Raw genomic sequence first — 24770 nt, forward strand, 5'->3', positions numbered from 1 at the left:
AGACTAGGCATCGAGCCAGACCTTCTCGAAATGCTGCTCGAGCGACTGGTGCTGCTCGCAGCCATGGACGCCCTTGCGGTAGGTGCGGTAAACCGAGCGCCAGTAGGGCTGGATGATAACGCCGGAATCGCGCAGATTCTGTTCGATCTTGGCCATGAGCTCCTTGCGGGCGCCGGGATCAGGCATCGCTAGGGCCTTGTCGAGCAGAGTGTCGAACTCCGGATTGGCATAGGCGCTCTCGTTCCACGCGGCGCCAGACTTATAAGCGAGCGCCAGCACCTGGACGCCGAGCGGCCGGCCGAGCCATTCCGTGCAGGAGAAGGGATATTTGCTCCAATCGTTCCAGAACGTCGCGGCCGGCAGCACAGTGCGCTTGATCTTCAGCCCGGCCTCGCGCATCTGCGCGGCGATGGCGTCGCCGGTGCTCTTCTGCCAGTCGACGTCGACCGAGATGAGTTCATATTCGTGGTCGGCCTTGCCGGCCTCGGCGAGCAGGGCCTTGGCTTGATCGGTGTTGCGGACGGCCGGGCCGATATCGGCATATTCGGGATGCATCGGCCCGACGTGATGGTTCTCGGCAGGCTTACCGCGATTGTCCATGCCGATCTTCAGCACGGCGGCGTTGTCGACCGCGAGCTGGGCGGCGCGGCGCACCTTGATGTCGTCATAGGGCGGATTGCCGATGTTGAAACGCGCGACGATGGTCGAGCCGGTGGCGATTTCCGAATTGCTCAGGCCCATGGAGTCGGTCTGCGCAACCGTGTCGGAGGCGGTTTCATGGTCGGTGTCGATCTCGCCCGATTCGAAGGCCGACAGCATGGCGTTGGGATCGGAGCCGTAGTCGACCCATTTGATGCCGTCGAGGTAGAAGTCGCCCTTCCACCATGGCTTGTCCTTACGGCGGACTTCGGCGCCGACCTCGGCGTCCCATGCGACGAGTTCGCAAGGCCCGGTAGTGATCGCCAATGCCTTCAGCGGATCGCCGTCGCCTTCATAGCTGCGGTGCATGATCAGCGCCGGATAGTCGGCCATGCCGGCGATCAGCGAAATGTCGGGCTTGGGCAGATTGAGCCGGACGATGAAATCGCCGACGCGCTCGATGCCGCCGTCGACGGCCTTCTTGGTATCGGCGTTGACCAGTGCGCCCATGCGCGCGGCGACCGAATTGCCGGCGACGGACGCATCGCACCAGCGCGTCAGATTGTGGATCACGTCGTCGGCGTTGAAGGTGTCGCCGTTCGACCAGGTGATGCCCTTGCGGACATGCAGCGTCAGCACGCGGGCGTCGTCGCTGGTTTCCCAGCTCTCGAGCAGCCATGGCTCGAAGGTGAAGTCGCGCTTCCAGCGCACCAGATATTCGTTGCACTGGCGGGCGACGTTGGACATCTCGACGCCGTCGAAAGTGCGCGGATCCTTCCAGCCCTTGACGTTCATGGCGACACGCAAGATGCCGCCGCGCTTCGGTTCCTCGGCCCTGGCCGGTGACGGCGCAAGCCCGCCCAGCGCCAGCGCGCCGGCAGCGCTGACGCCGAGCGCAGCCATGGTGGCGAGATATTCGCGCCGGTTCATCTGGCCTTTCTTGAAGCCATCGGCGACGGGCTCCGCCTGCGGATGCAATTTCCGGTCGGTCAGCATGAACTTCATCGTAAATCCTCCCTGTCGGGCCGGCGCATCGCGGATGCGGGCTCCTTACGTGGCGTGATGATAGGGCTGGCCTGACCGAAGCAGTGTTCGGGTTTCCGCAGTTGTTGTGCGCTGTTCCGCGACAGTGGAGATTGGAGGACGGTCCGCGTCACTCAGGCCAATCACCTCCGCCCAGCGCGGCTATTGCCGCGATTATGCGCTCAAACGCCTGGCCGGCGCGCGGTACGGTTTTGCGGGCGCGCAGGAAGCTGTGCACCAGCCGCGGCTCTTCGCGCCACCATGCCTTGCCGCCGGCGGCAAGGATGCGATCGCGATAGGCCTTGCCGTCAGCCGACAGCGGGTCGCATTCGGCAGTGATGACGACGGTCGGCGGCAGGCCAGAGAAGTCCGTATCGCCGAGCGGCGAAAATGTCGGGTCTTCCGGCGACTGCCCCTTCCCTGCCCGGATATGCCGATAGAATTCGACGTCGCGCAATGTCAGCAGTGGCGCCTCTGCGTGCTCGACATAGGAGCCGGCGCGCTCTTTGCTGTCCAGCTCGGGGCCGTCTAGCTCGTCACCGCCGAGCTCGGGATAAATCAGCACCTGGCCGATCGCATGGCGAGGATGGCGGCGTGTCGCCTGCGCCACTGCGGCAGCAAGATTGCCGCCGGCACTCTCACCGCAGAGTACGAGCGGCAGGCCGGTCGTCGCCGCAGCCCATTCGAATACGGCCAGCGCATCCTCGAAGGCCGCCGGATGCAGATGCTCGGGCGCCAGCCGGTAGTCTGCGGACAGAACGGGAAAGCCAGTGCCGGCGCAAATCTCGGCGCAGATGTCGTCATGGCTGTCGAGCCCGCCAAGGACGAAGCCGCCGCCGTGATAATAGACGACCATCGCTTGTGGCGCCGTGCCCGCCATCTGGTAACGCCGGACCGGGATCGCATGGTCAATGGCAGGAACCGCGCTGTCGCTGGCCTTGACACCGGACGGATAGGGCTCGCGGAACGCCCGGCACATGGCGTCATAGACCGCCCGCTGCCTGTCGATCGGCATGTAGACGATCTCGGGCGGATACGACTCATTGACCCGGTCGATATAGGCCCACAGCTCCGGATCGAGCAGCGTTTGGTATTTTCCGCGCTCTGTCGTTTCTGGTCGATCGGCCTCGGTGATCATCGCGGCGCGGTCCCGCTCAGAGCTCGGCGTAGAGGCGGGCGGCGTTTTCGTAGCTGAAGCGCAATGGCACCGAGCCCTCGACCTGCCAGGCTTCGACCGTCTCGCCGGCCAGCAGCCGACAGGCGCCGTCGGTGGTGGTGACGGCGCCGCCATAGAGCCGGTTGGCGAGATTGAGAATGGCCGTCTGATGCATCGCCGTGCTGCCGCTGCCGCAGGCATCCTTGACCAGCAGCACGCGAAACCCGAGCGCCACCGCGTCCTTTACGGTGGCATCGATGCAGGCCTCGGTCCAGACGCCGGCAACGACCAGCCACTCGACGCCATCGGCCTTCAGCCGCTCGGCGGCAGGCCCCGCGCGGAAGGCGCTGGCATCGGTCTTGACCAGCATCGTCTCGCCTGTCGCCGGGCCCACTTCCGGACAGATCGCCGTCAGTGGATCGTCCTTGTCGGAAAACGCCGACTTGCCGTTGGCCTCGACCGGGTGGAACGGCCGTGCCGTGGCGAGATCGACGATATAGGCCCAGTGGTACAGGGGCACATTGTTGGCCCGAGCCGCCTGCTGCAGCCGCTGGACGTTGGCGAGAATGTCGCCATAGCCTTCGACCAGATAGCGCTTGTCCCGCCGATGCTCCTCCTGGAGATCGATGAACACCGCCGCCGCCTTGCCGCGCTTGATCGAGATCGGGCTTTTCATGCAAAACTGCCTGTCAGCACTCAAACGTGCCTGTCAAGGAAATCGTCCTCATAGGGAAAGCGCGACAGGAGTTCGGTGCCGGTCTCGGTGATCAGGATCTCGTCCTCCAGCTTGACGCCCTCGCGGCCGCCCTTTTCGCCGATATAGCTTTCGACGCTGACCACCATGCCGGGCACGATGACACCGTCGCGGCCATAGGTCTCGTAATCCATGGCATGCGCGATGAACGGCGTCTCGCCATGCATGCCGACGCCGTGCATGACCGAGGTGTAGCGCTGGTCGACGAAGCGGTCCGGGATCTTCCAGGCCTTTTCGGCAATCTCGCGAAACGCCATGCCCGGCTTGACGACCCCGATGTTGTGCTGAACCTGATCGTGCGCCATGCGGTAGAGCGATCTCTGATAATCGGTCGGCTTGCCCGGGCCGCAGCGGAAGGTGCGCGAAAAGTCCGAATAATAGCCGTAGCAGCCGATCGTGTCGGTATCGAGCGCCAGAAGTTCGCCCGGCCTGATCTTGCGGCCGCTCGCCTCATTGAACCATGGGTTGGTGCGCTGGCCCGAGGTCAGCAAACGGGTTTCGATGAATTCGCCGCCCTGGCGGATCACCTCGCCATACATGATGGCGAACAACTCGTTTTCGGATACGCCGGGCTTGATCGCCTCGCGCACCGCATAGACCGCAGCCTCGGCGCCAGCCATCGACACCTGCAGGCATTTTACTTCCTCTGGCGTCTTGACCGCGCGCACCGCCAAAATCTCGCCCTGGCAATCCCGGACGTCGCAGCCGCGCTTTTCCAACGCCAGTGCCTGCAGATGGCTGCAGCGGTCGAGCCCGAGCTTCATCGAGCCGCCGCCATGCGCCTTGAGCAATTCGGCGATCTCATCGGCGAACGGGCCGGCTGTTTCGTCGTCACGGCCCGACACCGAAGACCAGACCAGCTTCGACGGCCGCGCCTCGTCGATCGTGTCGAGCACCATCGAGACATGGTAGCTCTGCGGATATTCGAACAACACGATCGGCCCTTCGGTCGGGATGAAGAAGTAGCGCGTCGAGTTGCGCAGGAAATAGCCGAACATGTTGCGCGAGCCGGTGGCGTAGCGCTGGTTGTAGGGGTCGAACAGCACGACGCCGCCATAGCCGGCCTCGCGCATCCACGCGCGCAGCTTGACCAGTCGCCCCTTGCGCAGCGCGTCGGCATTGATGAAGGACGGCTCGGTATCCGACAACCACATGCCGCCGGCCGGATCGGCCGCAGCCGGATGCCGCATGCGGTCCTTGAAGTCAACGTCCTCGGTGCTGTCGGGGTCGAAAACGACGATGCTCATGGGTGCCTCCTGGAAGCGAGACCATGGAGCAAAGGACGTGCGGGCGTTGTGCGGAAAACCGCAAATGTTGTGCTGGATGCCGTAGACAGGCTGGCCGGACAGCACCCCCCTCTGGCCTGCCGGCCATCTCCCCCTCAGGTGGGGAGATTGGACGTCACTTCAGCTTTCGCCAATCTCCAAAGTTGTCGAGTGAGCTTTGCTTGCGAAGCTACCAATCTCCCCCCTTGAGGGGGAGATGGCCGGCAGGCCAGAGGGGGGTGGGCGGGAACTCAGCGTGGAGCGATTAACGCCGCTAGTGCCTCCTCATCACCTTCGGCGCGTGGCCATGCTCCTCCCGGAACGCGCGGGCAAAGCTCGACATCGAGGCGAAGCCGCAGGCCAGCGCCACGTCGCGCACCATCAGCGTCGAATGCGCCAGCAGGTCGGCGGCGCGCTTGAGGCGCAGACGGCGGTAGTAGCCGTTGGGCGAGATGCTGAGTTCGGAGCGGAAATTGCGTTCGAGCTTATCGGAGGAGACGCCGAGCTTGTTGGCCAGTTCCGCCATGCCGAGCCGCTCTTCGACCGCATCCTCCATGATGGCGATGGCCGACAGCACCAGTTCGTTCTGCACGCCGGTCCGCAGCCTGAGCGGCATCAGCTTGCGGTCGACGCTGGAGCGCAGCGGGCTGTGCACGAACCATTCGGCGACGCCGGCCGCAAGCTCGGCGCCATAATCGTTGGTGATGATCTCCAGCATCATGTCGAGACTGCCGACGCCGCCGGCCGAGGTGAAGCGCTTGCGGTCGATGACATAGAGATCGCGCCTGAGCTCGATATCCGGAAACGCTTCGATGAAAGCCCCCTGGCTGGTCCAGTGCAAGGTGCAGGCATGGCCGTCGAGCAGGCCGGCCCGAGCCAGGAAGAAGGCGGCATCCGCCACCGCGCCGATATGGGCGCCGCCGCGCAGGCTCCTGCGGATCCAGCTCACCGCATCGTGCGCGACGAGATGATCGGCATCGCCGCCCGAGCAGACGACGACACGATCGACCTTCGGCGCGTCATGGGCGGCAAAGCCGGGCTGGATGACGACGCCATTAGAAGCCTCGACCGGGCCTTCGGTGGCGCCGACGATTATCCAGCGATAGCAGTTCCGCTTCGCCAGCACGTTGGCGGCGCGGAGCGGCTCGATCACCGAGCTGAACGCCATCATCGGAAAACCGGGGAAGACCAGGATGGCGAAGGTCAGCGGAGTGTCGCTTACCGTCGGTTGGTTGCGGTGTCGGTTGTTCATAGGGAGACTACCATTTCGCCAGATGGCGCCAAGGTCAACGGAGCAGCGTGTAGGCTCCGATCTTTGGTGATCCTTCACGCCCCCCTCTGTCCTGCCGGACATCTCCCCCACAACAAGGGGGGAGATCGGCAGCTTCGCCGTCCGTCCGTGTTTCAGCGATGGAGATTGGCGAAAGCGCAAGATGACGGCCAATCTCCCCCCTCGTGGGGGAGATGCCCGGTAGGGCAGAGGGGGGCGCTGTCCCGCCGTCGTTTCGGCATCGTGCACTCAACTCGCCAGCGCCTGATCCAGATCCGCAATCAGATCATCACCATCCTCTATCCCGGCCGACAAGCGCACCAGCGAATCGGATATCCCGATCTCCGCGCGTTTTTTCGCCGGGATCGAGCCGTGCGTCATCAGTGCGGGGTGCTCGATCAGGCTTTCGACGCCGCCGAGGCTTTCGGCCAGCGTGAACAGTTGCGTGTGCTCGAGGAAGCGCTTGGTGCCGGCGAGGTCGCGGTCGAGCTCGATGGTGATCATGCCGCCGAAGGCGTGCATCTGCCGCCTGGCGATGGCGTGCTGCGGATGGCTGGGCAGGCCGGGATAGATAACACGGCGGATGTCGGGGCGGCTTTCCAGCCAGTGCGCGATCTTCTGGCCGTTCGACGAATGACGCTCCATCCTCAGCGCCAGCGTCTTCAGGCCGCGCAGCGCCAGGAAACTGTCGAATGGCCCGGAAATGGCGCCGATGGCGTTCTGCAGGAACTTCAGCCGATCGGCGAGATCCTTGTTGTCGCCGACCACGGCGACGCCGCCGACCATGTCGGAATGGCCGTTGAGGTATTTCGTCGTCGAGTGAACAACGATATCGATGCCGAGCTCCAGCGGCCGCTGCAGATAGGGGCTGCAGAAAGTGTTGTCGGCGACCGACAGCACGCCTTTGCGCCTGGCCAATGCCGCGACGCCTTCGAGATCGACGACACGCAGCAGTGGATTGGTCGGCGTCTCGACCCAGAGCAGCTTGGTTTCCGGGCGGATCGCCGCTTCGACCGCGGCAAGATCAGTGAAGTCAACGAAGTCGACCTGGAGGTTGGCCGAGCGCTTGCGCACCCGCTCAAGCAGCCGAAACGTGCCGCCATAGATGTCGTCGGTGGCGACGATGTGGGCGCCGGAATCGAGCAGTTCGAAAATAGTGGCGATCGCCGCCAGCCCCGAAGCGAAGGCGAAGGCGGCTGTGCCGCTTTCGAGGTCGGCCACAGCGCGCTCGAAGGCAAAGCGGGTCGGGTTCTGGCTGCGGGCATATTCAAAACCCTTGTGCACGCCCGGGCTCTGCTGGCCATAGGTCGAGGTCGCGTAGATCGGCACCATCACCGCGCCCGTCGTCGGGTCGTGGCTCTGGCCGCCATGGATGGTGCGCGTCGAGAAGGCGAGGCGGTTCCTGCCCGATACGGTGGCTTTGACGGTCATCGGGCGCGCCTCAGATGGTTGATCAGGTCGATACGGGTTATCAGGCCAATGAATTCGTCGCCATCGAAGACGATAGCGACCTCGTTGCGGTCGAACACCGGCAGCAGCGCATCCAGCGTCTGGCTGGCCTGCAGCGTGTGCAGGGTAGAGGTCATGGCCGTACTGACCGGGGCCTTGAAGCGGTCCCAGCGGCTGTCATAGGGGCCTTCGACCTTGGCCAGGATATCGCTTTCGTCGATGATGCCGACGAGCTTGCCCTCGTCCAGCACCGGCAGCTGCGAAACATCCGAGCGGCGCATGCGGCCATAGGCGTTGAGCAGGCTTTCGTCGGGGCCGACATACACGGTGTCGCCGGTGCGATGCGAGCGCATCACCAGATCGCGCAAATCGCCATGCTGCTCCTGCTCGGCAAGGCCCTGTTCGGCCAACCAGAAGTCGTCGAACACTTTCGACAGATACTTGTTGCCGCTGTCGCAGACGAAGGTGACGACGCGCTTCGGCACGGTCTGCTCGCGGCAATAGCGGAGCGCCGTCGAAAGCAGCGTGCCGGAAGACGAGCCGGCGAGGATGCCTTCCTTCGAAAGCAGGTCGCGCACCGCCAGCATGCTCTGCTTGTCGGGGATGGAATAGGCCTTCCTGACCAGCGACAGATCGGCATTGGGCGGGACGAAATCCTCGCCGATGCCTTCGACGGTCCAGCTTCCGGCCTCTACCATCTTGCCGGTCTTGATCAAAGGCGCCAGCACCGAGCCGACCGGATCGGCCAAAATCATCTCGGTCTTCGGCGAGACTTTCGCGAAATAGCGGCCGAGCCCGGTCAGCGTGCCGCCGGAGCCGACACCGACGACAACCGCGTCGACGTCGCCTTCGAGCTGTTGGAAGATTTCCGGTCCGGTCGTGGTTTCATGAGCCAGCGGATTGGCCGGGTTGGCGAACTGGTTGGCATAGAAGGCGCCGGGCAGCTCGACGGCGATCTTTTCGGCCATGTCCTGGTAATATTCGGCATGGCCCTTGCCGACATCGGAGCGCGTCATGCGCACTTCGGCGCCGAGCGCGCGCAAATGCTGGATTTTTTCGCGGGACATCTTGTCGGGAACGACGAGGATGATGCGGTAGCCCTTGGGGATGCCGACCTGGGCGAGGCCGAGACCGGTGTTGCCGGCGGTCGCCTCGACGATGGTGCCGCCGGGCTTCAGTCTGCCCTGTTTTTCGGCGGCGGCAATCATCGACAGCGCGATGCGGTCCTTGATCGAGCCGCCGGGATTCTGGCTTTCGAGCTTGATGAACAGCCGGCACTTGCCGATGTCGAATTTGGTCAGCTCGACGACCGGCGTCTGCCCGATCAGATCGAGAACCGAGGCATAGGGCGGGCGCAAGCGGGACGATGCGTCGTCCGGTGCCACGATCTTGTGCTTGCTCATGTCAGATGCTCCGTTGCCAGAATGAGCAACCGCCCTGGAAGACGGCAACCTACCGTCTTTTCCAGCCGTTTGCAGTTGTAAAGAAGATAGATCGTGCCAATCCGGCCGCCAGCAGGGGAATGGAATTTCGCGAAAGCTTCGCCAGCCTCGAGGCTGGGCAAAAGATTTGCAGAACCTGCTTAGGGTTCAGGCGATCGCGGCCTGGGCTTCGATCTCGATCAGAAAATCCGGATTACCGAGGCCGGCGACGCGCAGCACTTTGATGATCGGGGCACGCCGCGGTTTGCCCAGAAGGCCATCCAGGCGCCGAAGGCCGGCCCTATGTCCAGGTCGCCGGCGATATAGACCGAGAGGCTGACGAGGTCTTCAGGCTTTGCCCCACCGGCTTCGAGCACCTTTGCCAGGTTGGAGAGCGCCTAAGCGGTCTGCGCAGCGAGATCGTCCCTGGCGACGATCCGGCCTTGCGCGTCGACCCCATTCTGGCCGCCGACCAGCACGATGCGCGCGGATGGCGGCAGCGACACGCCTTGCGAATAGGCCGGGTTGCTGTGCATGCCCTCGGGGTTCAGCCTTTCGATGGTCACTGCGCTTTTCCTCCTCAGCGAAAACTATACCGCGGCCGCCTGGCCGTCCGTAGGGTCGCACGGCACAGAACGGCAATCGTGCGGCCGTTTCAACGCACCATCTCGTTCGTTGCCGCCGCTGATTCCGCCATGCTACCCGGCGCTGGTCGAACAGCAATGCAAGGAATGGCCGATGAAGATTCTTGCCTATGACAATTTCAAGCCCGGCGTCACGCTCGACGACCTGCGGCCTTATTTGCGCGACGAAGTGTCGAACGTCTGGCGGCTCTGGAAGGCGGGGATCGTGCGCGAGAATTATGCGCGCGGCGATATTGGCGGCGTCATCATCGTCTTCGAGCTCGACAGCGTCGCGGAAGCGCGGCGCTACACCGAGGACTTCCCGCTGTCCAAGGCCGGGCTGCTGGAATGGCACTTCATCGCCTTTGACGCGCCATTGCCGCTGGAATTCCTGTTCGACCCGACCGTCGACATCGCCAAGCCGTGGGACCGGACGGCGGCATGATCCGGTCGCGCGACGGGATCGAAATCCCGGCCAGCCTGGCTGAGTGGTGCGATCCGCGCCGCACGGCGCTGGTGGTCTACGACATGCAGGTCGGCATCTGCCGCCAGGTGGCCGGCGCCGCCACCATCGTCGAGCGCACTGGCACGGTGCTGGAAGCGGCGCGCGTGGCCGGAATGCGGGTAGCGTTCACGCGCCATCTGTCGCTGCCGCGCAAATGGATGGGCGCGACGCAGCTGCGCACCGCCATGGCCTGGCAGCGGCGCGACAGCCCCGACACAGTTGAGCCGTGGTTCCCGCGCGACGCCGAAGCGACGCGGATCGTGCCCGAGCTGGAACCCCGCGATGACGAGGCGGTGTTCGACAAGCTCACGATGTCGGCCTTCGATTCCACCGCGCTCGGCTTTGCCTTGCGCGATTGCGGCGTGCGCACGATAGCGCTCGCAGGCATCGCCATGGAGATCGGCATCGAGCCAACCGTTCGCCAGGCGACCGACAATGGCTTTGTCGCCGTGGTCATCGAGGATGCCTGTGGCTTCGGCAACCGCGAGGCGCGCGACCGCTCGATGGCGACGCTACGCTTCCTCGGCGAAGCCGTTGTCACCGATGTCGCCAGCTTCTGCAGCGCGCTTGCCGGACCGGGTTGAGGACAGTCGGCTTGCTAGAGCGATCCACCCTTTCACGCAAACGTCGAACCGCTCCATCGCTTTGTCTCGCAATTGCGGACAGAAAACCGCTCCGCGCTTCCCGGAATTGATCTAGGTGGCTGCGCTATCGGTGCGAAAACGCACGCCCTCGGCGCGGCCATGCACGCTTCCCCAGTCGTAGAGCGCCTGGAGCGCGGCGGCGAGATCTTCACCGCGCCCGGTCAAGGCGTAGCGCCCCTTGCCGTCGGGCGACATCTCGAGCGTGACGAAGCCGATCTCGACAAGCTCGGCCAGGCGCTGCGTCAGCATCTTGTCCGAGAGCGAGGGGATCAGCCGGCGCAGGTCGGAATAGCGCATCGGCTGTTCCTTGACGTGCGCCAGGATCACCGTCTTCCATTTGCCGCCGAGCGCGTCGAGCGCGAACTCGACCGGGCAGCCGTAGAGTCTTCCGCGTTGGGTCATGCGCCATGGTAGGCAAGGCATGGTGACGACGGAAGCAGAATTCGCCCGGTCATCTGGCCAGGGGTCGCGGCTCACGGCCTCGCCGGCCACAAAATCCAGGGAGGAGAACGAAGATGAGCGTACGCGACGCCAATCCGGTCAACGCGCAACAGCCGAAACGTGTGGCGATCGTCATCGCCAACCCGGCTGTCTCGACCACCACGGGCTGGCCGGTCGGCTTCTGGCGGAGCTAGCTCCCGCACCCCTGGTTCGCCTTCACCGCGAGGTTATGCGGTCGAGATCTTTTCACCCAACGGCGGCGGTCTTGCATCCGAAATTGCGTCAAGACAAAGGGGGCCTTATCCGAGCAATCGCTTGCTTAGCCGCGCACACTGCACGCGAATATCGGGAATGGCGTCGATCTCGAAGAAGGTGCCGCGCGTCAGCGGCCCGACCGCCAAAATCTTGGCCGATACTGTGCCATCGCCGGCGATGACCTCGCAGTCCGCGGTCACATCGAGGCCGAGCCGCAGCGGATCCGGCCGTGCCAGCCCACGGTCGACCAGCGACCGCACCACGCTGTTCGAGGTGGTCGAGATATCCCTGGCGATGCCGGTGCAATCATAGATGCGGGCGACATCGAACCTTTCGAGGCGCTGCGTGTGGCGGGACTGGACCTCTACGGTGTAGCCTGCGGCGATGTCGACGATGCGGCCGGCGACAAGCCGGATGCGGCCGGCCTGCACCGCCTCCGTAACGCGGGCGTAGACTTGCGGCGCCATGCGATGGCGGTGGATGTCCCACCACGCCTTGGTGTGCTCGACAAAGCGGCGCTTGGCCGAGGACGGCCAGTTCTGCCAGATCTTCTGGTTGAAGGGCCTCAGACCGTCGACGACGTCGCGCCAGTCGATGCCGGCCTTCTGGTTTTCCCGGATCAGGTCGCGGAACCAGCCGACGAAATAGGAAAGCTGGGTGCCGAGCGGGATATCGGCAACGTCGAGCTTGATGGGATTGCCCTTGCGATGCGGCGAAGGCAGCAGGCCGCGCCGCGACACCGCGACGATCGCGCCGCGATGACCGCGCTGCTCGAGTGACAGAAAGGCATCGACCATGCTCAACCCCGTGCCCAGCACCAGGACTCGGGCTTCGGGGTCGAGCGCGCTGTCGGCCTCGGATCCCATCCTGATCGCGTGGCCCTGCCCCGCCCCCGGCTCCTCGTCATGGCCGGTCGCCAGCACGGCAAGATGCGCAACCACGCTGGTGCCGTTGGCCAGCGCCACCTCGACGCCGGACGCGGTCGGCGAGATCGACAGGCTCTCCTCGCGGATCAGGCGCAGCCGGCCCGTCTGCTGCTCACGCGCCTCGAGTTCGTCGAGCAGCTCCTTGAGATAGCGGGCGTAGACGCTGCGCGGCGCATAGACCGGTGCCTGTTCCGGCGTTGCCAGGCCGCGTTCAAGTAGCCAGCGCGAGAAATTGCCGGGATCGTCGGCATAGGCGCTCATGCCCAACGCGCTGACATTCAGCACATGGGCTGAGAGCAGCGTTGAATAGGCCATGCCTTGCCCAAAATGCGGGCGTTTTTCGACCAGGCTGACGCGGAGATCGGGATTGGGCGACTTCAGCAGATGCGCGGCAAGCACGACGCCGCTGGCGCCGCCACCGACAATGATGATCGAAGTTGGAATGATCGAATTTGCGCGTCCGGTCATGCGCGCACCAATTGTCTTGGGAGCCATTGGTTCCGGAATTCTCGGGTCAGGCTTTGTTGATTCAGGCCTGGATTTTCAACGGCACCGAAAGGTCTTCGTCGCCGGCGATGTCGCGCATCTCGGCGAGGCTGCGCTGGTCCAGCACCTCGGCGATGGCCTGCCGGACCTCCAGCATCAGATGTCGGACTTGGCATGTCGCCTCGTTGCAATCTTCGCAGCGCTGATACTGGGTGCGGCTGGCGCAAGGAATGGGGGCAAGTGGCCCGTCGAGCACGCGCACGACGTGCCCGACCTTGATCTCGTCCGCTGGGCGCGCCAGGCGATAACCGCCCTCCTTGCCCTTGCGGCTCTGGACGAAACCGGCATTGCGCAATTCGCCAAGGATGGCATCGAGGAACTTTTTCGGAATATTGTTTGCGCGGGCGATGTCGTTGACGAAGGCGAGCTGTCCAACCGGCAGGCGCGCCAGATGAACGAGCGCCTTGAGGCCGTACTTACCTTTTTTCGTGAGCATAACCCGAACGTTTCTCTGTCATGCGATGACCCAAGGCCATCGGTTGCGAAACGCCTGGCGTGCCTCCCCGCCGCGTCCAAGCTGTCACTACAGATAAATTCTAGTGACATGATATACAAGCCAAGAAACGTTGATTTTGTTTCGTTTTCAAGCCGCAATGGCCATTTTGGCCGGGGCTTGTGGCCCTACGAGCACAGGAGCCGCCGCCAATGGGACACCGGCAAACTGGCCGGCGACAGGAATGTCCCGACCGGCCGACAGCAGCTTCTGTCCCTGAATTTGAAGGCCAAAGCATGCCGCGCGCGGCAACAAGGAGGGTGGCGTCGCTCATCGTCCTCTCCAATCCTTCAATGTCCATAAGAATACTAGACTTAACCCCGAGCACAGGAAATTCACTTTCAATTGTTCGGCCGTTCGCAGCATGGATTTGCCGGTGACCGGGCCAAAACGGAAAATTCTTGTTTGCGGCTGATGGCGCAATCACCGGTCGCTCCAACGGACAGCGAAGCCAGAGGCGAGGTGGAGCCAAGAAGGCAATTGAGGTGCTGCGCCATTGTTCAAAGCAGCGACGCAGCGGAGACCCGAGGATCGATGCCGCTATACTGACCAATGAATGCAGATCCAATAGTGCGCGCCATTCCGTCTCTGTTTCGGCTGACCTGACCGTCAACAGACCTTAGGCCGAGGCCCGCTGCAGCCGCCATATCCGCCTTCGCGCCGCGCCACTGACGGCTTTTTTCTAACAAGACGGCAATGGTTGGAAGGATTTAACTCTACAAGCCTTATAGACTTAGCTGACTATGAGGGAGCGATCCGATTTTTCTCTTTTCAAGGAGCCTTTCATGTCCACTATTTCGCGACGCGTCGTTCTCCTGTCCTCGGCGGCTCTGGCTGGTGCCGGCTTTCTCGGCCCAGCCCATGCGAAGGACCTCAAGATCACTATCGGCTACCAGACGGTCGTCGAACCCTCGAAGGTGCCGCAGGCCGACGGCGCCTATGAGAGCGCGACCAAGGCGGCAATCGACTGGCGGAAATTTGATTCCGGCGCCGACGTGATCGCCGCCGTCGCTTCCGGTTCGGTCGACATCGGTTATGTCGGCTCGAGCCCGCTGGCGGCGGCGGCGAGCCGCGAGCTTCCCATCCAGACCATCTTCATTGTCGGGCTGATCGGCGAATCCGAGGCCCTTGTCGCCCGCAACGGCGCCGGCATCGAGAAGGTCGCCGACCTTGCCGGCAAGAAGGTGGCGGTACCCTTCGTCTCGACGACGCATTACAGCCTGCTTGCGGCGCTGAAGCATGAGGGTGTCGAGCCGAAGTCGGTCGATATTCTCAATCTGCGGCCACCGGAGATCGCGGCGGCATGGGCGCGCGGCGACATCGACGCCGCCTATGTCTGGGATCCGGCACTCGGCCAGATCAAGACGTCGGGCAAGGTCGTGCTGGATTCCTCGCAGGTCGCCGCCTGGGGCGCGCCGACTTTCGACGCCTGGATCGTGCGCACCGACTTCGCCGAAAGGAACCCGGAGGCGGTGCGCGACTTCGTCAAAATGACGGGCGCTGCCTATGCCGAATTCCTGGCCAAGCCGGATCAATGGTCGGTGTCCTCGCCGCAAGCGGCCAAGATCGCCAGGATCACCGGGGCCAAGCTCGAAGACGTGCCGCAACTGCTGAGGGGCTATGTCTTCCCGACGCTCGAGGAGCAGGCCTCGGACAAGTTCCTCGGTGGCGGCACGGTCAAGGCAGTCGAGGCGACGTCGGCCTTCCTCAAGGAGCAGGGCAAGATCGACGCCGTGCTGCCGGATTATTCGAAATACGTGTCGTCGAAATATGTCGGCGAGGCGCTTGCCTCGAATTAGCGACCGCTCAATGCGCGCGTCCTCCCTTCCCTGACGTGCGCGTTGCCTGCAGATTCAGAATATCGGCGACGCCACATGACGCATCTCCTGCTCGACAAAGTCTCGATTCATTATGAAGGCCAGCCGGCGCCGGCCGTCGAACGCGTGTCGATTGACGTCGCCAAGGATGACTTCGTTGTCCTGGTCGGCCGCTCCGGCTGCGGCAAGACCTCGCTGCTCAATGTCGCTGCGGGCCTGGTCGAGCCTGTGCGCGGCAGCGCCACGGTAGGCGGCAGGCCGATCACGGCGCCAGGCTCGGACCGCGCCGTCGTGTTCCAGAACGACGCGCTGTTTCCGTGGCTGACCGCGCGGGAAAATGTCGCCTTTGCGCTCAGGCTGCGCGGCGTCGGGCCAAGTGAACGGGCGCGGCGCGCCGATGCGCTGCTGGCGCTGGTGAAGCTCGACGGTGCCGGCGACAAGCGCATCTGGGAGCTTTCCGGGGGCATGCGCCAGCGCGTCGGCCTGGCCCGGGCGCTGGCGGCCGAGCCGCAATTCCTGCTGCTCGACGAGCCGCTGGGCGCGCTCGATGCGCTGACACGGGAACGCATGCAGACAACGCTGCTCGATCTGTGGACGGCAAGCAATGTCGGCGTGCTGATGGTGACGCACGGCATCGAGGAAGCGCTGGTGCTCGCAACCCGCATCATTGTGCTGGCTCCCGACCCTGGGCGGGTGGTGCGGAGTTTCGAAACCGGCTTCAGCCGGCGCTATGCAGCCGGCGAGGCCATTCGCAGCATCAAGGCCGATCCCGCCTTCGCCGCGGCGCGCGGCGAGCTGACCGATGCGATCTTCGAAGGAGAGGCAGCATGACCGTTACCTCCTATACCGAGCGGCCGCAGCGCTCCAAGGCCGACGACGGAGCCGACGCGCTGTCCGTGCCATGGTCGCGGTCGCGGCCGAGACGCAGCCGCGTTTCGGCCCGCATGGTCAGCGCGATCACTGTTCTGGTGGTGCTGGCGGCGTGGGCACTGTCGGCCCGCCTGCAATTGGTGTCGCCGGTTTTCCTGCCGTCGCCCGTGGCAGTCTGGAACAAATTTGTCGTCGTCGCCCGTGACGGCTTTGTCGACGCGACGCTGCTCCAGCATATCGCCGCCAGTCTGTGGCGGGTATTTGCAGCGCTGATCGCGGCCGTTTTCGTCGGCGTTCCCATCGGGCTGGCTATCGGCATCAGCATCATAGGGCGCGGCATCTTCGATCCGCTGCTCGAATTGCTGCGGCCGATCCCGCCGCTGGCCTATCTGCCACTAATCATTATCTGGTTCGGCATTGGCGAGCCGTCCAAGATCCTGGTGATTGCCATCGCCATGCTGGCGCCGGTCGCGCTGTCGACGGCATCGGGTGTTCGCGGCGTCTCGCAGGAACGCATCAATGCGGCACGCGCGCTTGGCGCGACCCGCACGCAGCTTGTCCGGCACGTGATCCTACCCAGCGCACTGCCCTCGATCCTGACCGGCCTGCGCATCGCGCTTGGCGCCGGCTGGTCGACGCTGGTTGCCGCCGAGCTGGTGGCGGCGACGCGCGGGCTCGGCTTCATGATCCAGTCCGCCGCCCAGTTCCTCGTCACCGACGTGGTGGTGATGGGCATACTGGTGATCGCGGCCATTGCCTTCGTGCTCGAATTCATCATCCGCAGGATCGAGCGGGTGCTCGTCCCGTGGGCGGGGCGGGAGTGACCGGATCGGAGACGTGACGATGCCCCATTCCACCGCTGTGCTGCTTGCGCGTTTCGGCCATTGGCTCCGCCTGATCAAGGCCGGAGACAAACAGCCGCCTGAGGACGAACGCAAAGCGCCGACGCCGGTGCATCTGGACGCGGAGCGCAACCGCTTACCGCCGCGCGACGAAAGTTTCTACTGGGGCTGGCAATACTGGTCGCGGTGACCGGCCGCCACAGGTCCGCTGTGCGCTGCTCTGGCGGGAGCCTGAGGATCGACGCCTGCTCAAACGCGCGAACGGTTCGCCCAGGCCAGGCCGGCCAAGCCAACCAGCGCGGTGACGATGCCGACATAGAGCCATTGCGACTGGCCGGTCATGAAGCTGCCGCCGATAAGGCCGATGCCTTGCAATGACCACAGCACGCCGATGGCGAGCACAATCAACGCCAGCAGATTTTTGATCAATCTCATTGCTAAAACTCCTTTCCAAGTCGATCATCGGCCGCGCTCCTGCCGGAATGGAACAGCGAAAGAAGCGGCCCGGTCAGGCCAACTTCTACTTAGATGCAAATCTCTGATCTTGTGCAAGACGTGCTGAGGTCGATGCGAAGATCATCAAAGAAGCTGTGCCTTGCTGCGGAAACTCTCTGACAAATTGTTTCGCACCGACTCCAAACGTGTAACATTGTCATGGAACCGACAGATCATTGCCGCATTTGCTGCCTCATTCGCCTCTAACCGCTGCGGGTCTGTCAACGGAGCCAGTCCCCAACACATGAACAAAAGCAACCAGACCGCGCTTGCCGCGGCCATGATCGCGGCTGGCCTGATGGTCGGCGCATCCACTGCCAGCGCCGCCGCTCAGTGCGGCCGTGCCTCCTGGTACTCACTGCATTCCAGAACCGCTTCCGGCGAACGCATGAACCCGTCGGCGCTGACCGCAGCGCATCGCAGCCTGCCGTTCGGCACCAAGCTGAAGGTGACCAACCGCAACAATGGCCGCAGCGTCGTCGTGCGGATCAACGATCGCGGCCCGTTTATCAGGGGCCGCGTGCTCGATCTGTCGAAGGGCGCCGCCAGCCAGCTCGGCTTCATCAGCTCGGGCCATACCGCCGTCTGCATGGCACGCGTCTAACAGTCAGAGCGCCAGGCCGGACACCTCCTCCGACGATCGCACCGATAGGCGTACCCTTGGCTACGCCTTCGCAGGTGCACATTGAGCCGGCTGTTGCCGTTGAAGGCGGATTCCCAACATCTTGGACGAAAGAATGAGCATAAATCACGCAAGTTGACGTATTGCATCGCAGCAAATTGTTGCTAACCTCCCGCAAGACAAGGCTCGGCGCTGCTCGTCGGCCCTTCGATCGCAGTCGGCAGCGGGGTTCTCGATGTTCTACCAGCTTTACGAACTGAACCATGCCGCCTTGCAGCCGGCCCGCCTCTATGCCGATGCGGTGCGCCTGTTCTACTCCAATCCGCTCAATCCGGTTTCACACACGTCCTGGGGCCGCTCGGTCGCGGCAACGGCCGAATTGTTCGAACGCACGACACGCCGCTACGGCAAGCCGCAATTCGGCCTGACCAAGACCGTGGTCGACTGGAAAACCGTCGAGGTCAGCGAACGCACCGTCTGGTCGCGGCCGTTCTGCAATCTGGTCCGTTTCGAGCGGGCTGTCCCGGCCGGGCGCCGGCCGGATCCGAAGCTGTTAATCGTCGCACCGATGTCGGGCCACTATGCGACGCTGTTGCGCGGCACGGCCGAGGCGATGCTGCCCTATGCGGACGTGCATATCACCGACTGGGTCGACGCCCGGATGGTGCCGCTTGCCGACGGCAGCTTCGACCTCGACGACTATGTCGACTACATTGTCGACATGCTGCATGCGCTGGGACCCGACACCCACGTGATGGCGGTGTGCCAGCCGTCGGTGCCGGTGCTGGCGGCGGTGGCGCTGATGGAAGCCAAGGGCGATCCTTTCGTGCCCTCGACGATGACGCTGATGGGCGGCCCGATCGACACGCGCCGCAACCCGACGGCGGTCAATTTGCTGGCCCAGGAAAAGGGCATCGACTGGTTCCGCGACAACGTCATCATGCGCGCGCCCTGGCCGGTGCCGGGCTTCGGCCGCGAGGTCTATCCCGGTTTCCTGCAGCTTTCGGGTTTCATGAGCATGAACCTGGATCGCCACATCATCGCCCACAAAGACTTCTTCATGCACCTGGTGAAGCATGACGGCGACAATGCCGAGAAGCACCGCGAATTCTATGACGAATACCTGGCGGTGATGGATCTGACGGCAGAATTCTACCTGCAGACCGTCGATACCGTCTTCGTCCGCCAGGCCTTGCCCAAGGGCGAAATGACGCATCGCGGTGTGGCGGTCGACCCTTCGGCGATCCGCAATGTCGCCCTGTTCACCGTCGAGGGCGAGAACGACGACATCTCCGGCCTTGGCCAGACCAAGGCGGCGCACGACCTCTGCATCAACATTCCGGCCGACAGGCACGCCCATTACATGCAGCCGGCGGTCGGCCATTACGGTGTGTTCAACGGCTCGCGCTTCCGCTCCGAAATCGTGCCGCGCATCGTCGATTTCATTACCAGCTACGGCCGCCAGAACCGTGTTGCGGTGAAGCCCAAGCTGGTCAGGACCGGCAAGAAATAGGCGACCAGCGATGATGCCCGTCAATCCGCATCAGGTCGGTCAATGCCAAAATCATCGGTTGGCGGGGCCGTGCGGCCGGTCGACCTGTTGCACAATAGTCGCGTTGGCGCCACGCAGGTAACCATGCCGCAAAAATCAATCCATCCTCATAATTGACACCGACTGTAAATACCCCTTAACGTTTCGTTAACAACAAGGGACAAGCGGGGACAATGATTTCCTCACCAATGGCGAGAACGCTACGCCTGTGCGCGCTGGCTGGACTTACTGTGGCGGCAGGTTGGGCCAGTTCGGCCTCGGCAGCCAGCCCGATGATAACAGGTGGTCCGACGTCGCAGCCGATCGGCCATTATGATTTCTGCAAGACCTACCCGTCGGAATGCTCGATCCGCCCGAAGGATCTGTCGCCCGCCAGCATGACCGGCTCGCTGTGGCGCAAGCTGCTCAGCGTCACGGTAAAGGTCAACGCCGCCGTCAAGCCTGAGAGCGACTTCGACATCTACGGCAAGGACGAGGTCTGGGCCTATCCCGACAAGGGTGTCGGCGACTGCGAGGACTATGTCCTGGAAAAGCGCCGTGAGCTGAACCGGCTGGGCGTCTCGTTTGCCGATCTGCTGATGACCGTCGTGCGCAAGCCGGATGGCGAAGGCCACGCCGTGCTGACGGTGCGCACCGACAAGGGCGACTACATCCTCGACAATCTGACCGACCAGGTCCGTTCCTGGGACCAGACCGGCTATCGTTTCCTCAAGCGGCAGGCGATCGACAATACCGGCCGTTGGGTCTCGATCCGCGGCGGCCAGCAGGTTCTGGTCGGCTCGGTCCAGTAACAAAGCAACTCATTTCGGCCGGTTCAGCGCGGCGCGGAGCGACGCAATGATGCGGCGAAGCTCGGCTTCGTCGAGCTTTTCGATGTTGTCGGCCAGGAGATTGGCAAGCTCGGTCGCCGCCGGGCTAAGGCCGGACGTGTCGAGCCTGACGCGCGGATGCGAGGTTTGGGCCAACCGCGCCAGTTCCTCGGCGTCGTCCCAAATGATGTTGAAATAGCCGATGATCTTCTGGATCAGCGTCCAGCTCGGCGCACCGCGGCGGCCGTGTTCGAGCGCCGAGAGATAGGCTGCGCTGACGCCGATCGCCTTGGCCATGTCCTTCTGGGTGACGCCGCGCTCGTTTCGCAGCACGCGAAGCTTTTCGCCGAACGGGGTCACGAGCACATCCTCATTGGCGCATCCTCATGGGCGCATCCTCAAGAGCGCGCCCGCCGCAGACGGACGTAAAGCGCGCCCGAGCCGCCATGATTGCGGGCGGCATGGTCGTGGCTGGAGACAAGGGGCCGGAAGGCGGGCGTCGACAGCCATGACGGCACGGCGCGTCGCAAGACGCCGTCGCCGCCCGACGAAGAGCCCTTGCCGGTGATTACCAGGACATAGCGGATGCCGCCGGCATGCGCCCGGTGCAGGAAGGAAAACAGCAGCGAATAGGCTTCGTCCTGGGTCAGGCCATGCAGGTCGACGCGGCCCTCGATCGGCAGCCGGCCCTTCGACAGCTTGTCCAGCGTCGGTTCGTCGAGTGCGTGGGAAACATGCTGCGCCTTCGGTTTCGCGACCGCGGCAGCATTGCCCGCGACCTGTGCCGGCGGCGGCACCTGCCTGGTTTCGTCGATCTCCGGCCCAAGCTTGGGAATATCGACGGCGATCTTGCCCTTCAGCGGCTTTGCCGTGCGCGCCACCAGGTTCCACAGGACCCGGTCGTCCTCGCTCAGCCTGTCGATGCGCCGGGTCATCGGTCTGCTCCTGAAACCAGCGGCCGGGGGATCAGCGCATAAAAATCGGCGGCGTTGCGGATAACGCCGGCGATCTCGCCGGCCGCATCGCCCGACCCAGCGAACAGATCGCCGCGGGCCGGCCCGATGATCGCTGAGCCGGTGTCCTGTGCGATCATCAGCCGCCGGAACGGTTTTTCGTCGAAGGCGGTCAGCGACGGCGCATCGATATGGAAGGGCGTGCCGAACGTGTGCAGCAGCCGGTCGACGGCGATCGAGCGGCAGGGTGTCAGCGGCACCTTGGCGGCAGCGACCGGGCCGAGCTCCGGGTCGTCGACGCCCATCTCGCGGAAGAAGATGTAGGAGCGGTTGCGCCAAAGGATCTCGTCGACGCGCTCCGGACGCGCCTTGAGCCAGGCACGGATCGACTGCATCGTCACTTTTTCCAGCGGGATCTCGCCTTCGTCGCTCAGGATCTTGCCCGGTCCGGTAAAGCGCTGGCCGGATTTGGCGGCATAGGTGACGCGGCAAAGCTCCCCGTCGGTCATGTTGAGCCGCGCCGCGCCCTGCACGTGGATGAAGAAGGCATCGACCTTGTCGGCGAGCCAGGCGATTTCCAGGCCTTGTCCAGCGAGCGCGCCGCGTTCGATCTCGCCGCGGTCGAAATATTCGACCGGGTCGTTCGGCGCCGCACGAGCGAAGGCAAGATAAGGATCCATGCCGGAAGGACGATTGCCATCGTCGATGTCGACAAGGTCGGCCGGGCGGGTTAGCAACGGCACCGAAAATCGTCGCGTGCGCACCGGCGAGGCGTCGACCTCCGGCTCGTAGAAGCCGGTGACGAGGCCTGGGCCGCCGTTTTCCGCCCCTATATGGGCCGGCACAAAGTAGCGCTCGAAGAAGCTTCGGGCCTCCAACCGATTCGCCGGCGAAACGGTGCGCGCTGCGGCATAGGCTTCGGCAAAGGCGCCGAAATCGACGCCGAGCGCGCCGGAGCGGTAGGGTTTCGTCAGGACATGAAAGGCCGAGCGGCGAAAGGCGTCAAAGGCAGGGAGTTGGTCGTCCTCGTCCCAGCCCGGCAATTCGCCAAAGGACTTTTCGCTGAAGACTCGAGAAAGCGACACGACAGCCCCCGCCGCCGTCCAGTTCAGTCTTCTTCTTCGGTGGCGACGAGCTTCCAGTTCGGATCGCGCGAGCGCGCGTCACGAGCGAAGGTCCAGACGTCCTTGACCTCGGCGACGGTCTCGGGATCGCCGTCAATGACGGCGCCGGCCTTGTCGCGGGTCGCTGAAATCAGTTCGCTGACAATGCGCAGCGTGATGTGCGCCTCGCTGCCCTTCATCTCGGCCGAAACGATGTCGGCCTTGTCGATGCCGACGAAGGAGGACTGGATTTTTTCGGCTTTTGCCTCGCGGTCGCCGATGGCCGCGACAAAGCCGTCATAGACCTCGCGCGACAAAAGGTTCTTCAAGGTTTTGCGGTCGCCATCGGCGTAGGCCATGACGATCATCTCATAGGCCATCTTGGCGCCGTCGACGAAGGTCTTCGGGTCGAAGGTCGGATCATTGTCCTTGATCGCCCGCAGGCCCCGGTTGAGATCTGTGTCGGGCTTGGCAAAGGCGTCGATCGCCGTATAGGCATCGGCCGCCGGCTCTCCCGCCAGCCGCTTGCGCGGCAGCGAAACCACGTTCTCGGGTTTCTGGGCGGCATCCTTGTCGTTCTTGCGCCCTGCCGTATATGGATCGAAGGGCGGGCGTTCGTTGCCCGTGCGTCGGCCAAGCACGTTGCGCAGCTGGAAGAAGATCACCACCGCCGCAATCAGAAAGAAAATTGTGCCGAAGTCGAAGAAGCCCATATCTTGCGCCAATCAATCCCTGCTTTGGCCGGACCAGCGGCCAAGCAAGGGCCGCGATCACATAGCGTTCAGTATCCAAAGCATATAGAACGCATGGCGCAATCATTCAAATCAAAGGCAGCCATACCTATCTAACAGCTCTGGTGCCAGCGGCGATTGCTCGCCGGCCGGCAAAACATCGAAACGATCGGTCAAGATTTGCGTATCTCGCTGCTTCCCCTGTTTGTTCTTGCGCTTCCGCTGCTGGAGATAGCCGGTTTCGTCATTGTCGGCCGCCAGATCGGCGCGCTGGCGACGGTCGGGCTGGTGCTGGCCTCGAGCGTCGCCGGCGCCTTGCTCCTTCGACACCAGGGTTTTGGCGTCATGGCCAGGGTCCGTGCCGAAATGGATGCCGGCCACGATCCGAGCCGCCAGCTTGCGCACGGCGCCATGATCGTTCTGGCCGCGATCCTTTTGATCATCCCCGGCTTCATCTCGGATATTTTCGGCATTCTACTGTTCCTGCCACCGGTGCGCGATCTTGCCTGGCGGATGCTGAAAGGCCGCATCGTGCTGGCCACCGATTTCGGCGTTGGTTTGCGGGCAAGGCAACGCGGCAAGACCATCGATCTCGACGACGGCGACTATTCGCGCGCCGACGACCATGCGCGCGGGCCTGACTCTCCCTGGCGCCGCCTCAAGGACGAGTAGCCGCAAGGCAACCGGCGTCTTTTGCAAACTTGTCTTGTCGTGCCGGCCATGATAGCGAACGCCCGAATTTCAATCCGGTCAGCAACGCTGCCCAGGCAAAAGGATCACAGCTTATGGCCAGCAACGACGACGCCCCGACCGGCGCAGCCAACGGTAATGGAAATGCGGAGCAGCCTTCGCTCAACGTGCTTGCGCAATATGTGAAGGACCTGTCCTTCGAAAGCCCCGGCGCGCCAAACTCGCTGCGCGGCCGCGACAAGGCCCCCGGCATCGCCATCAACGTCAACGTCAACGCCAACCCGCTTTCGGACAAGCAGTTCGACGTCAATTTGACGCTGAATGCCAAGGCATCGTTCGACCAGGAAGTGCTGTTCAATGTCGAACTGGTCTATGGCGGCGTCTTCTCCATCAGCGGCTTCCCGCAGGAGCACATGCTGCCGATACTGTTCATCGAATGCCCGCGGCTGCTGTTCCCGTTCGCCAGGCAGATCATTGCCGAGGCAACGCGCAATGGCGGCTTCCCGCCGCTGATGCTCGACCCGATCGATTTCGCGCAGATGTTCCAGCAGAAGCTGGCCGAGGACCAGGCCGCCGCCAAGGTCAAGGTGAGCTGAAGGCGTTTGTGTCTCGATAGCGTTTGAGAAACCCGGCCTTGCGCCGGGTTTTTTTATGAGCCGCTGGCGGGACAGTGCCCCCTCTGGCCTTCCGGCCATCTCCCCCTTAAGTGGGGAGATCGGAACTTCACGTCAGCCTTCGCCAATCCTTCATCGTCGCAGGAATGAGCGAGGCGCAGTTGTGTGCGTCAAGTTCTGCAAAAATGGCGTGGCAGTAGCTGTGACGTCGGCGTGTCCGCCGCGCAGCCCCCGTGTTTAGCGGAGCGGCGGACACACGGCG

The 24770-nt window shown here is 63.7% G+C and carries 27 protein-coding genes; 11 read left to right on the forward strand and 16 right to left on the reverse strand.

The features are described from left to right. Nucleotides 1–3: 3 nt before the first annotated feature. From NKH05_RS09205 to NKH05_RS09240, 8 genes are all read right to left on the reverse strand, one after another. Nucleotides 4–1644, reverse strand: coding sequence for an ABC transporter substrate-binding protein (locus tag NKH05_RS09205; RefSeq protein ID WP_352856620.1), 1641 nt, complete (start codon nt 1642–1644; stop codon nt 4–6). A gap of 148 nt (nt 1645–1792) precedes the next feature. After that, entirely contained in the window at nt 1793–2800 is a 1008-nt protein-coding gene (locus NKH05_RS09210) for an alpha/beta hydrolase (RefSeq protein WP_352495422.1), read from the reverse strand. A 16-nt stretch (nt 2801–2816) separates the two neighbouring features. Then, complete coding sequence (locus NKH05_RS09215; RefSeq protein ID WP_352481348.1) at nt 2817–3494, reverse strand: isochorismatase family protein; 678 nt, start codon at nt 3492–3494, stop codon at nt 2817–2819. Nucleotides 3495–3514: 20 nt separating this feature from the next. Continuing rightward, on the reverse strand, nt 3515–4819 hold the full coding sequence (locus NKH05_RS09220; RefSeq protein WP_023718786.1) for a M24 family metallopeptidase: 1305 nt from the start codon (nt 4817–4819) through the stop codon (nt 3515–3517). Nucleotides 4820–5111: 292 nt separating this feature from the next. Beyond that, complete coding sequence (locus tag NKH05_RS09225) at nt 5112–6089, reverse strand: GlxA family transcriptional regulator (RefSeq protein WP_353025290.1); 978 nt, start codon at nt 6087–6089, stop codon at nt 5112–5114. 267 nt (nt 6090–6356) lie between these two features. Next, complete coding sequence (locus NKH05_RS09230) at nt 6357–7538, reverse strand: cystathionine gamma-synthase (protein ID WP_352481346.1); 1182 nt, start codon at nt 7536–7538, stop codon at nt 6357–6359. Further along, nucleotides 7535–8959, reverse strand: coding sequence for a pyridoxal-phosphate dependent enzyme (locus NKH05_RS09235; protein ID WP_352481345.1), 1425 nt, complete (start codon nt 8957–8959; stop codon nt 7535–7537). The genes NKH05_RS09230 and NKH05_RS09235 overlap by 4 nt, the downstream gene beginning before the upstream one ends. A gap of 416 nt (nt 8960–9375) precedes the next feature. Next, nucleotides 9376–9543: a hypothetical protein gene (locus NKH05_RS09240; protein ID WP_352481344.1), complete on the reverse strand. Its 168-nt coding sequence runs from the start codon at nt 9541–9543 to the stop codon at nt 9376–9378. Nucleotides 9544–9715: 172 nt separating this feature from the next. Between NKH05_RS09240 and NKH05_RS09245 the strand changes: the two genes are divergently transcribed. Next, nucleotides 9716–10045, forward strand: coding sequence for a hypothetical protein (locus NKH05_RS09245; protein WP_023718782.1), 330 nt, complete (start codon nt 9716–9718; stop codon nt 10043–10045). Then, nucleotides 10042–10689, forward strand: a complete 648-nt coding sequence (locus NKH05_RS09250) for a cysteine hydrolase family protein (RefSeq protein ID WP_352481343.1) — start codon at nt 10042–10044, stop codon at nt 10687–10689. The genes NKH05_RS09245 and NKH05_RS09250 overlap by 4 nt, the downstream gene beginning before the upstream one ends. Before the next feature lie 111 nt (nt 10690–10800). Here NKH05_RS09250 and NKH05_RS09255 read toward each other — a convergent pair whose 3' ends face one another. The 3 genes from NKH05_RS09255 to NKH05_RS09265 form a co-directional block, all read right to left on the reverse strand. Next, nucleotides 10801–11151: a winged helix-turn-helix transcriptional regulator gene (locus NKH05_RS09255; protein WP_352481342.1), complete on the reverse strand. Its 351-nt coding sequence runs from the start codon at nt 11149–11151 to the stop codon at nt 10801–10803. A 338-nt stretch (nt 11152–11489) separates the two neighbouring features. Beyond that, nucleotides 11490–12839, reverse strand: a complete 1350-nt coding sequence (locus NKH05_RS09260; protein WP_352481341.1) for an FAD/NAD(P)-binding protein — start codon at nt 12837–12839, stop codon at nt 11490–11492. A 61-nt stretch (nt 12840–12900) separates the two neighbouring features. Next, nucleotides 12901–13353: an RrF2 family transcriptional regulator gene (locus tag NKH05_RS09265; protein WP_352592220.1), complete on the reverse strand. Its 453-nt coding sequence runs from the start codon at nt 13351–13353 to the stop codon at nt 12901–12903. An 842-nt stretch (nt 13354–14195) separates the two neighbouring features. Here NKH05_RS09265 and tauA point away from each other — a divergent pair. From tauA to NKH05_RS09285, 4 genes are all read left to right on the forward strand, one after another. After that, nucleotides 14196–15209 carry a taurine ABC transporter substrate-binding protein gene (gene tauA / locus NKH05_RS09270; protein WP_352495419.1) on the forward strand — a complete coding sequence of 338 codons (1014 nt, stop codon included), beginning with the start codon at nt 14196–14198 and terminating at the stop codon, nt 15207–15209. Nucleotides 15210–15284: 75 nt separating this feature from the next. Beyond that, the gene (locus tag NKH05_RS09275; RefSeq protein ID WP_352481338.1) at nt 15285–16058 is read left to right on the forward strand and encodes a taurine ABC transporter ATP-binding protein; all 774 of its coding nucleotides are present in this window, start codon (nt 15285–15287) and stop codon (nt 16056–16058) included. After that, entirely contained in the window at nt 16055–16921 is an 867-nt protein-coding gene (locus NKH05_RS09280) for an ABC transporter permease subunit (protein ID WP_352481337.1), read from the forward strand. Before NKH05_RS09275 ends, NKH05_RS09280 begins: the two co-directional genes overlap by 4 nt. A 19-nt stretch (nt 16922–16940) precedes the next feature. After that, the gene (locus NKH05_RS09285) at nt 16941–17129 is read left to right on the forward strand and encodes a hypothetical protein (RefSeq protein ID WP_023718773.1); all 189 of its coding nucleotides are present in this window, start codon (nt 16941–16943) and stop codon (nt 17127–17129) included. A 59-nt stretch (nt 17130–17188) separates the two neighbouring features. On the opposite strand, the gene NKH05_RS09290 is transcribed toward NKH05_RS09285, so the two are convergent. Next, on the reverse strand, nt 17189–17374 hold the full coding sequence (locus tag NKH05_RS09290; RefSeq protein ID WP_023718772.1) for a hypothetical protein: 186 nt from the start codon (nt 17372–17374) through the stop codon (nt 17189–17191). Nucleotides 17375–17678: 304 nt separating this feature from the next. On the opposite strand from NKH05_RS09290, the gene NKH05_RS09295 reads away from it, so the two are divergent. From NKH05_RS09295 to NKH05_RS09305, 3 genes are all read left to right on the forward strand, one after another. Continuing rightward, nucleotides 17679–18038 carry a septal ring lytic transglycosylase RlpA family protein gene (locus NKH05_RS09295; protein ID WP_352481336.1) on the forward strand — a complete coding sequence of 120 codons (360 nt, stop codon included), beginning with the start codon at nt 17679–17681 and terminating at the stop codon, nt 18036–18038. Nucleotides 18039–18291: 253 nt separating this feature from the next. Next, nucleotides 18292–19569 (forward strand): polyhydroxyalkanoate depolymerase, encoded by a 1278-nt coding sequence (locus tag NKH05_RS09300; protein WP_352481335.1) that lies wholly within the window; start codon nt 18292–18294, stop codon nt 19567–19569. 212 nt (nt 19570–19781) lie between these two features. Beyond that, nucleotides 19782–20399 carry a transglutaminase-like cysteine peptidase gene (locus NKH05_RS09305; protein ID WP_023718769.1) on the forward strand — a complete coding sequence of 206 codons (618 nt, stop codon included), beginning with the start codon at nt 19782–19784 and terminating at the stop codon, nt 20397–20399. Nucleotides 20400–20408: 9 nt separating this feature from the next. On the opposite strand, the gene NKH05_RS09310 is transcribed toward NKH05_RS09305, so the two are convergent. Genes NKH05_RS09310 through NKH05_RS09325 form a run of 4 tightly spaced genes read right to left on the reverse strand, consistent with a single transcriptional unit; the run spans nt 20409 to nt 23186 of the window. Then, nucleotides 20409–20777 carry a helix-turn-helix domain-containing protein gene (locus NKH05_RS09310; RefSeq protein WP_352495417.1) on the reverse strand — a complete coding sequence of 123 codons (369 nt, stop codon included), beginning with the start codon at nt 20775–20777 and terminating at the stop codon, nt 20409–20411. 38 nt (nt 20778–20815) lie between these two features. Continuing rightward, nucleotides 20816–21352, reverse strand: coding sequence for a Smr/MutS family protein (locus tag NKH05_RS09315; protein ID WP_352481333.1), 537 nt, complete (start codon nt 21350–21352; stop codon nt 20816–20818). After that, nucleotides 21349–22455, reverse strand: coding sequence for a murein transglycosylase A (mltA, locus tag NKH05_RS09320; RefSeq protein ID WP_352481332.1), 1107 nt, complete (start codon nt 22453–22455; stop codon nt 21349–21351). The genes NKH05_RS09315 and mltA overlap by 4 nt, the downstream gene beginning before the upstream one ends. A 23-nt stretch (nt 22456–22478) precedes the next feature. Further along, nucleotides 22479–23186 (reverse strand): Tim44/TimA family putative adaptor protein, encoded by a 708-nt coding sequence (locus tag NKH05_RS09325; protein WP_023718765.1) that lies wholly within the window; start codon nt 23184–23186, stop codon nt 22479–22481. A 198-nt stretch (nt 23187–23384) separates the two neighbouring features. Between NKH05_RS09325 and NKH05_RS09330 the strand changes: the two genes are divergently transcribed. Together NKH05_RS09330 and secB are read left to right on the forward strand one after the other, a co-directional pair. Continuing rightward, nucleotides 23385–23876: an FxsA family protein gene (locus tag NKH05_RS09330; protein ID WP_023718764.1), complete on the forward strand. Its 492-nt coding sequence runs from the start codon at nt 23385–23387 to the stop codon at nt 23874–23876. Nucleotides 23877–23989: 113 nt separating this feature from the next. After that, nucleotides 23990–24490 (forward strand): protein-export chaperone SecB, encoded by a 501-nt coding sequence (secB, locus tag NKH05_RS09335; RefSeq protein WP_023718763.1) that lies wholly within the window; start codon nt 23990–23992, stop codon nt 24488–24490. The last annotated feature ends 280 nt before the right edge of the window (nt 24491–24770 follow it).

The sequence above is a fragment of the Mesorhizobium sp. M1399 genome (assembly GCF_040317735.1).
GTDB lineage: Bacteria > Pseudomonadota > Alphaproteobacteria > Rhizobiales > Rhizobiaceae > Mesorhizobium.

What these genes read in the sequence shown, in the direction of transcription:
- NKH05_RS09205 (WP_352856620.1), bottom strand. Translation starts at nt 1,644, where the DNA reads ATGAAGTTCATGCTGACCGACCGGAAATTGCATCCGCAGGCGGAGCCC.
- NKH05_RS09210 (WP_352495422.1), bottom strand. Translation starts at nt 2,800, where the DNA reads ATGATCACCGAGGCCGATCGACCAGAAACGACAGAGCGCGGAAAATAC.
- NKH05_RS09215 (WP_352481348.1), bottom strand. Translation starts at nt 3,494, where the DNA reads ATGAAAAGCCCGATCTCGATCAAGCGCGGCAAGGCGGCGGCGGTGTTC.
- NKH05_RS09220 (WP_023718786.1), bottom strand. Translation starts at nt 4,819, where the DNA reads ATGAGCATCGTCGTTTTCGACCCCGACAGCACCGAGGACGTTGACTTC.
- NKH05_RS09225 (WP_353025290.1), bottom strand. Translation starts at nt 6,089, where the DNA reads ATGAACAACCGACACCGCAACCAACCGACGGTAAGCGACACTCCGCTG.
- NKH05_RS09230 (WP_352481346.1), bottom strand. Translation starts at nt 7,538, where the DNA reads ATGACCGTCAAAGCCACCGTATCGGGCAGGAACCGCCTCGCCTTCTCG.
- NKH05_RS09235 (WP_352481345.1), bottom strand. Translation starts at nt 8,959, where the DNA reads ATGAGCAAGCACAAGATCGTGGCACCGGACGACGCATCGTCCCGCTTG.
- NKH05_RS09245 (WP_023718782.1), top strand. Translation starts at nt 9,716, where the DNA reads ATGAAGATTCTTGCCTATGACAATTTCAAGCCCGGCGTCACGCTCGAC.
- NKH05_RS09250 (WP_352481343.1), top strand. Translation starts at nt 10,042, where the DNA reads ATGATCCGGTCGCGCGACGGGATCGAAATCCCGGCCAGCCTGGCTGAG.
- NKH05_RS09255 (WP_352481342.1), bottom strand. Translation starts at nt 11,151, where the DNA reads ATGACCCAACGCGGAAGACTCTACGGCTGCCCGGTCGAGTTCGCGCTC.
- NKH05_RS09260 (WP_352481341.1), bottom strand. Translation starts at nt 12,839, where the DNA reads ATGACCGGACGCGCAAATTCGATCATTCCAACTTCGATCATCATTGTC.
- NKH05_RS09265 (WP_352592220.1), bottom strand. Translation starts at nt 13,353, where the DNA reads ATGCTCACGAAAAAAGGTAAGTACGGCCTCAAGGCGCTCGTTCATCTG.
- tauA (WP_352495419.1), top strand. Translation starts at nt 14,196, where the DNA reads ATGTCCACTATTTCGCGACGCGTCGTTCTCCTGTCCTCGGCGGCTCTG.
- NKH05_RS09275 (WP_352481338.1), top strand. Translation starts at nt 15,285, where the DNA reads ATGACGCATCTCCTGCTCGACAAAGTCTCGATTCATTATGAAGGCCAG.
- NKH05_RS09280 (WP_352481337.1), top strand. Translation starts at nt 16,055, where the DNA reads ATGACCGTTACCTCCTATACCGAGCGGCCGCAGCGCTCCAAGGCCGAC.
- NKH05_RS09285 (WP_023718773.1), top strand. Translation starts at nt 16,941, where the DNA reads ATGCCCCATTCCACCGCTGTGCTGCTTGCGCGTTTCGGCCATTGGCTC.
- NKH05_RS09290 (WP_023718772.1), bottom strand. Translation starts at nt 17,374, where the DNA reads ATGAGATTGATCAAAAATCTGCTGGCGTTGATTGTGCTCGCCATCGGC.
- NKH05_RS09295 (WP_352481336.1), top strand. Translation starts at nt 17,679, where the DNA reads ATGAACAAAAGCAACCAGACCGCGCTTGCCGCGGCCATGATCGCGGCT.
- NKH05_RS09300 (WP_352481335.1), top strand. Translation starts at nt 18,292, where the DNA reads ATGTTCTACCAGCTTTACGAACTGAACCATGCCGCCTTGCAGCCGGCC.
- NKH05_RS09305 (WP_023718769.1), top strand. Translation starts at nt 19,782, where the DNA reads ATGATTTCCTCACCAATGGCGAGAACGCTACGCCTGTGCGCGCTGGCT.
- NKH05_RS09315 (WP_352481333.1), bottom strand. Translation starts at nt 21,352, where the DNA reads ATGACCCGGCGCATCGACAGGCTGAGCGAGGACGACCGGGTCCTGTGG.
- NKH05_RS09325 (WP_023718765.1), bottom strand. Translation starts at nt 23,186, where the DNA reads ATGGGCTTCTTCGACTTCGGCACAATTTTCTTTCTGATTGCGGCGGTG.
- secB (WP_023718763.1), top strand. Translation starts at nt 23,990, where the DNA reads ATGGCCAGCAACGACGACGCCCCGACCGGCGCAGCCAACGGTAATGGA.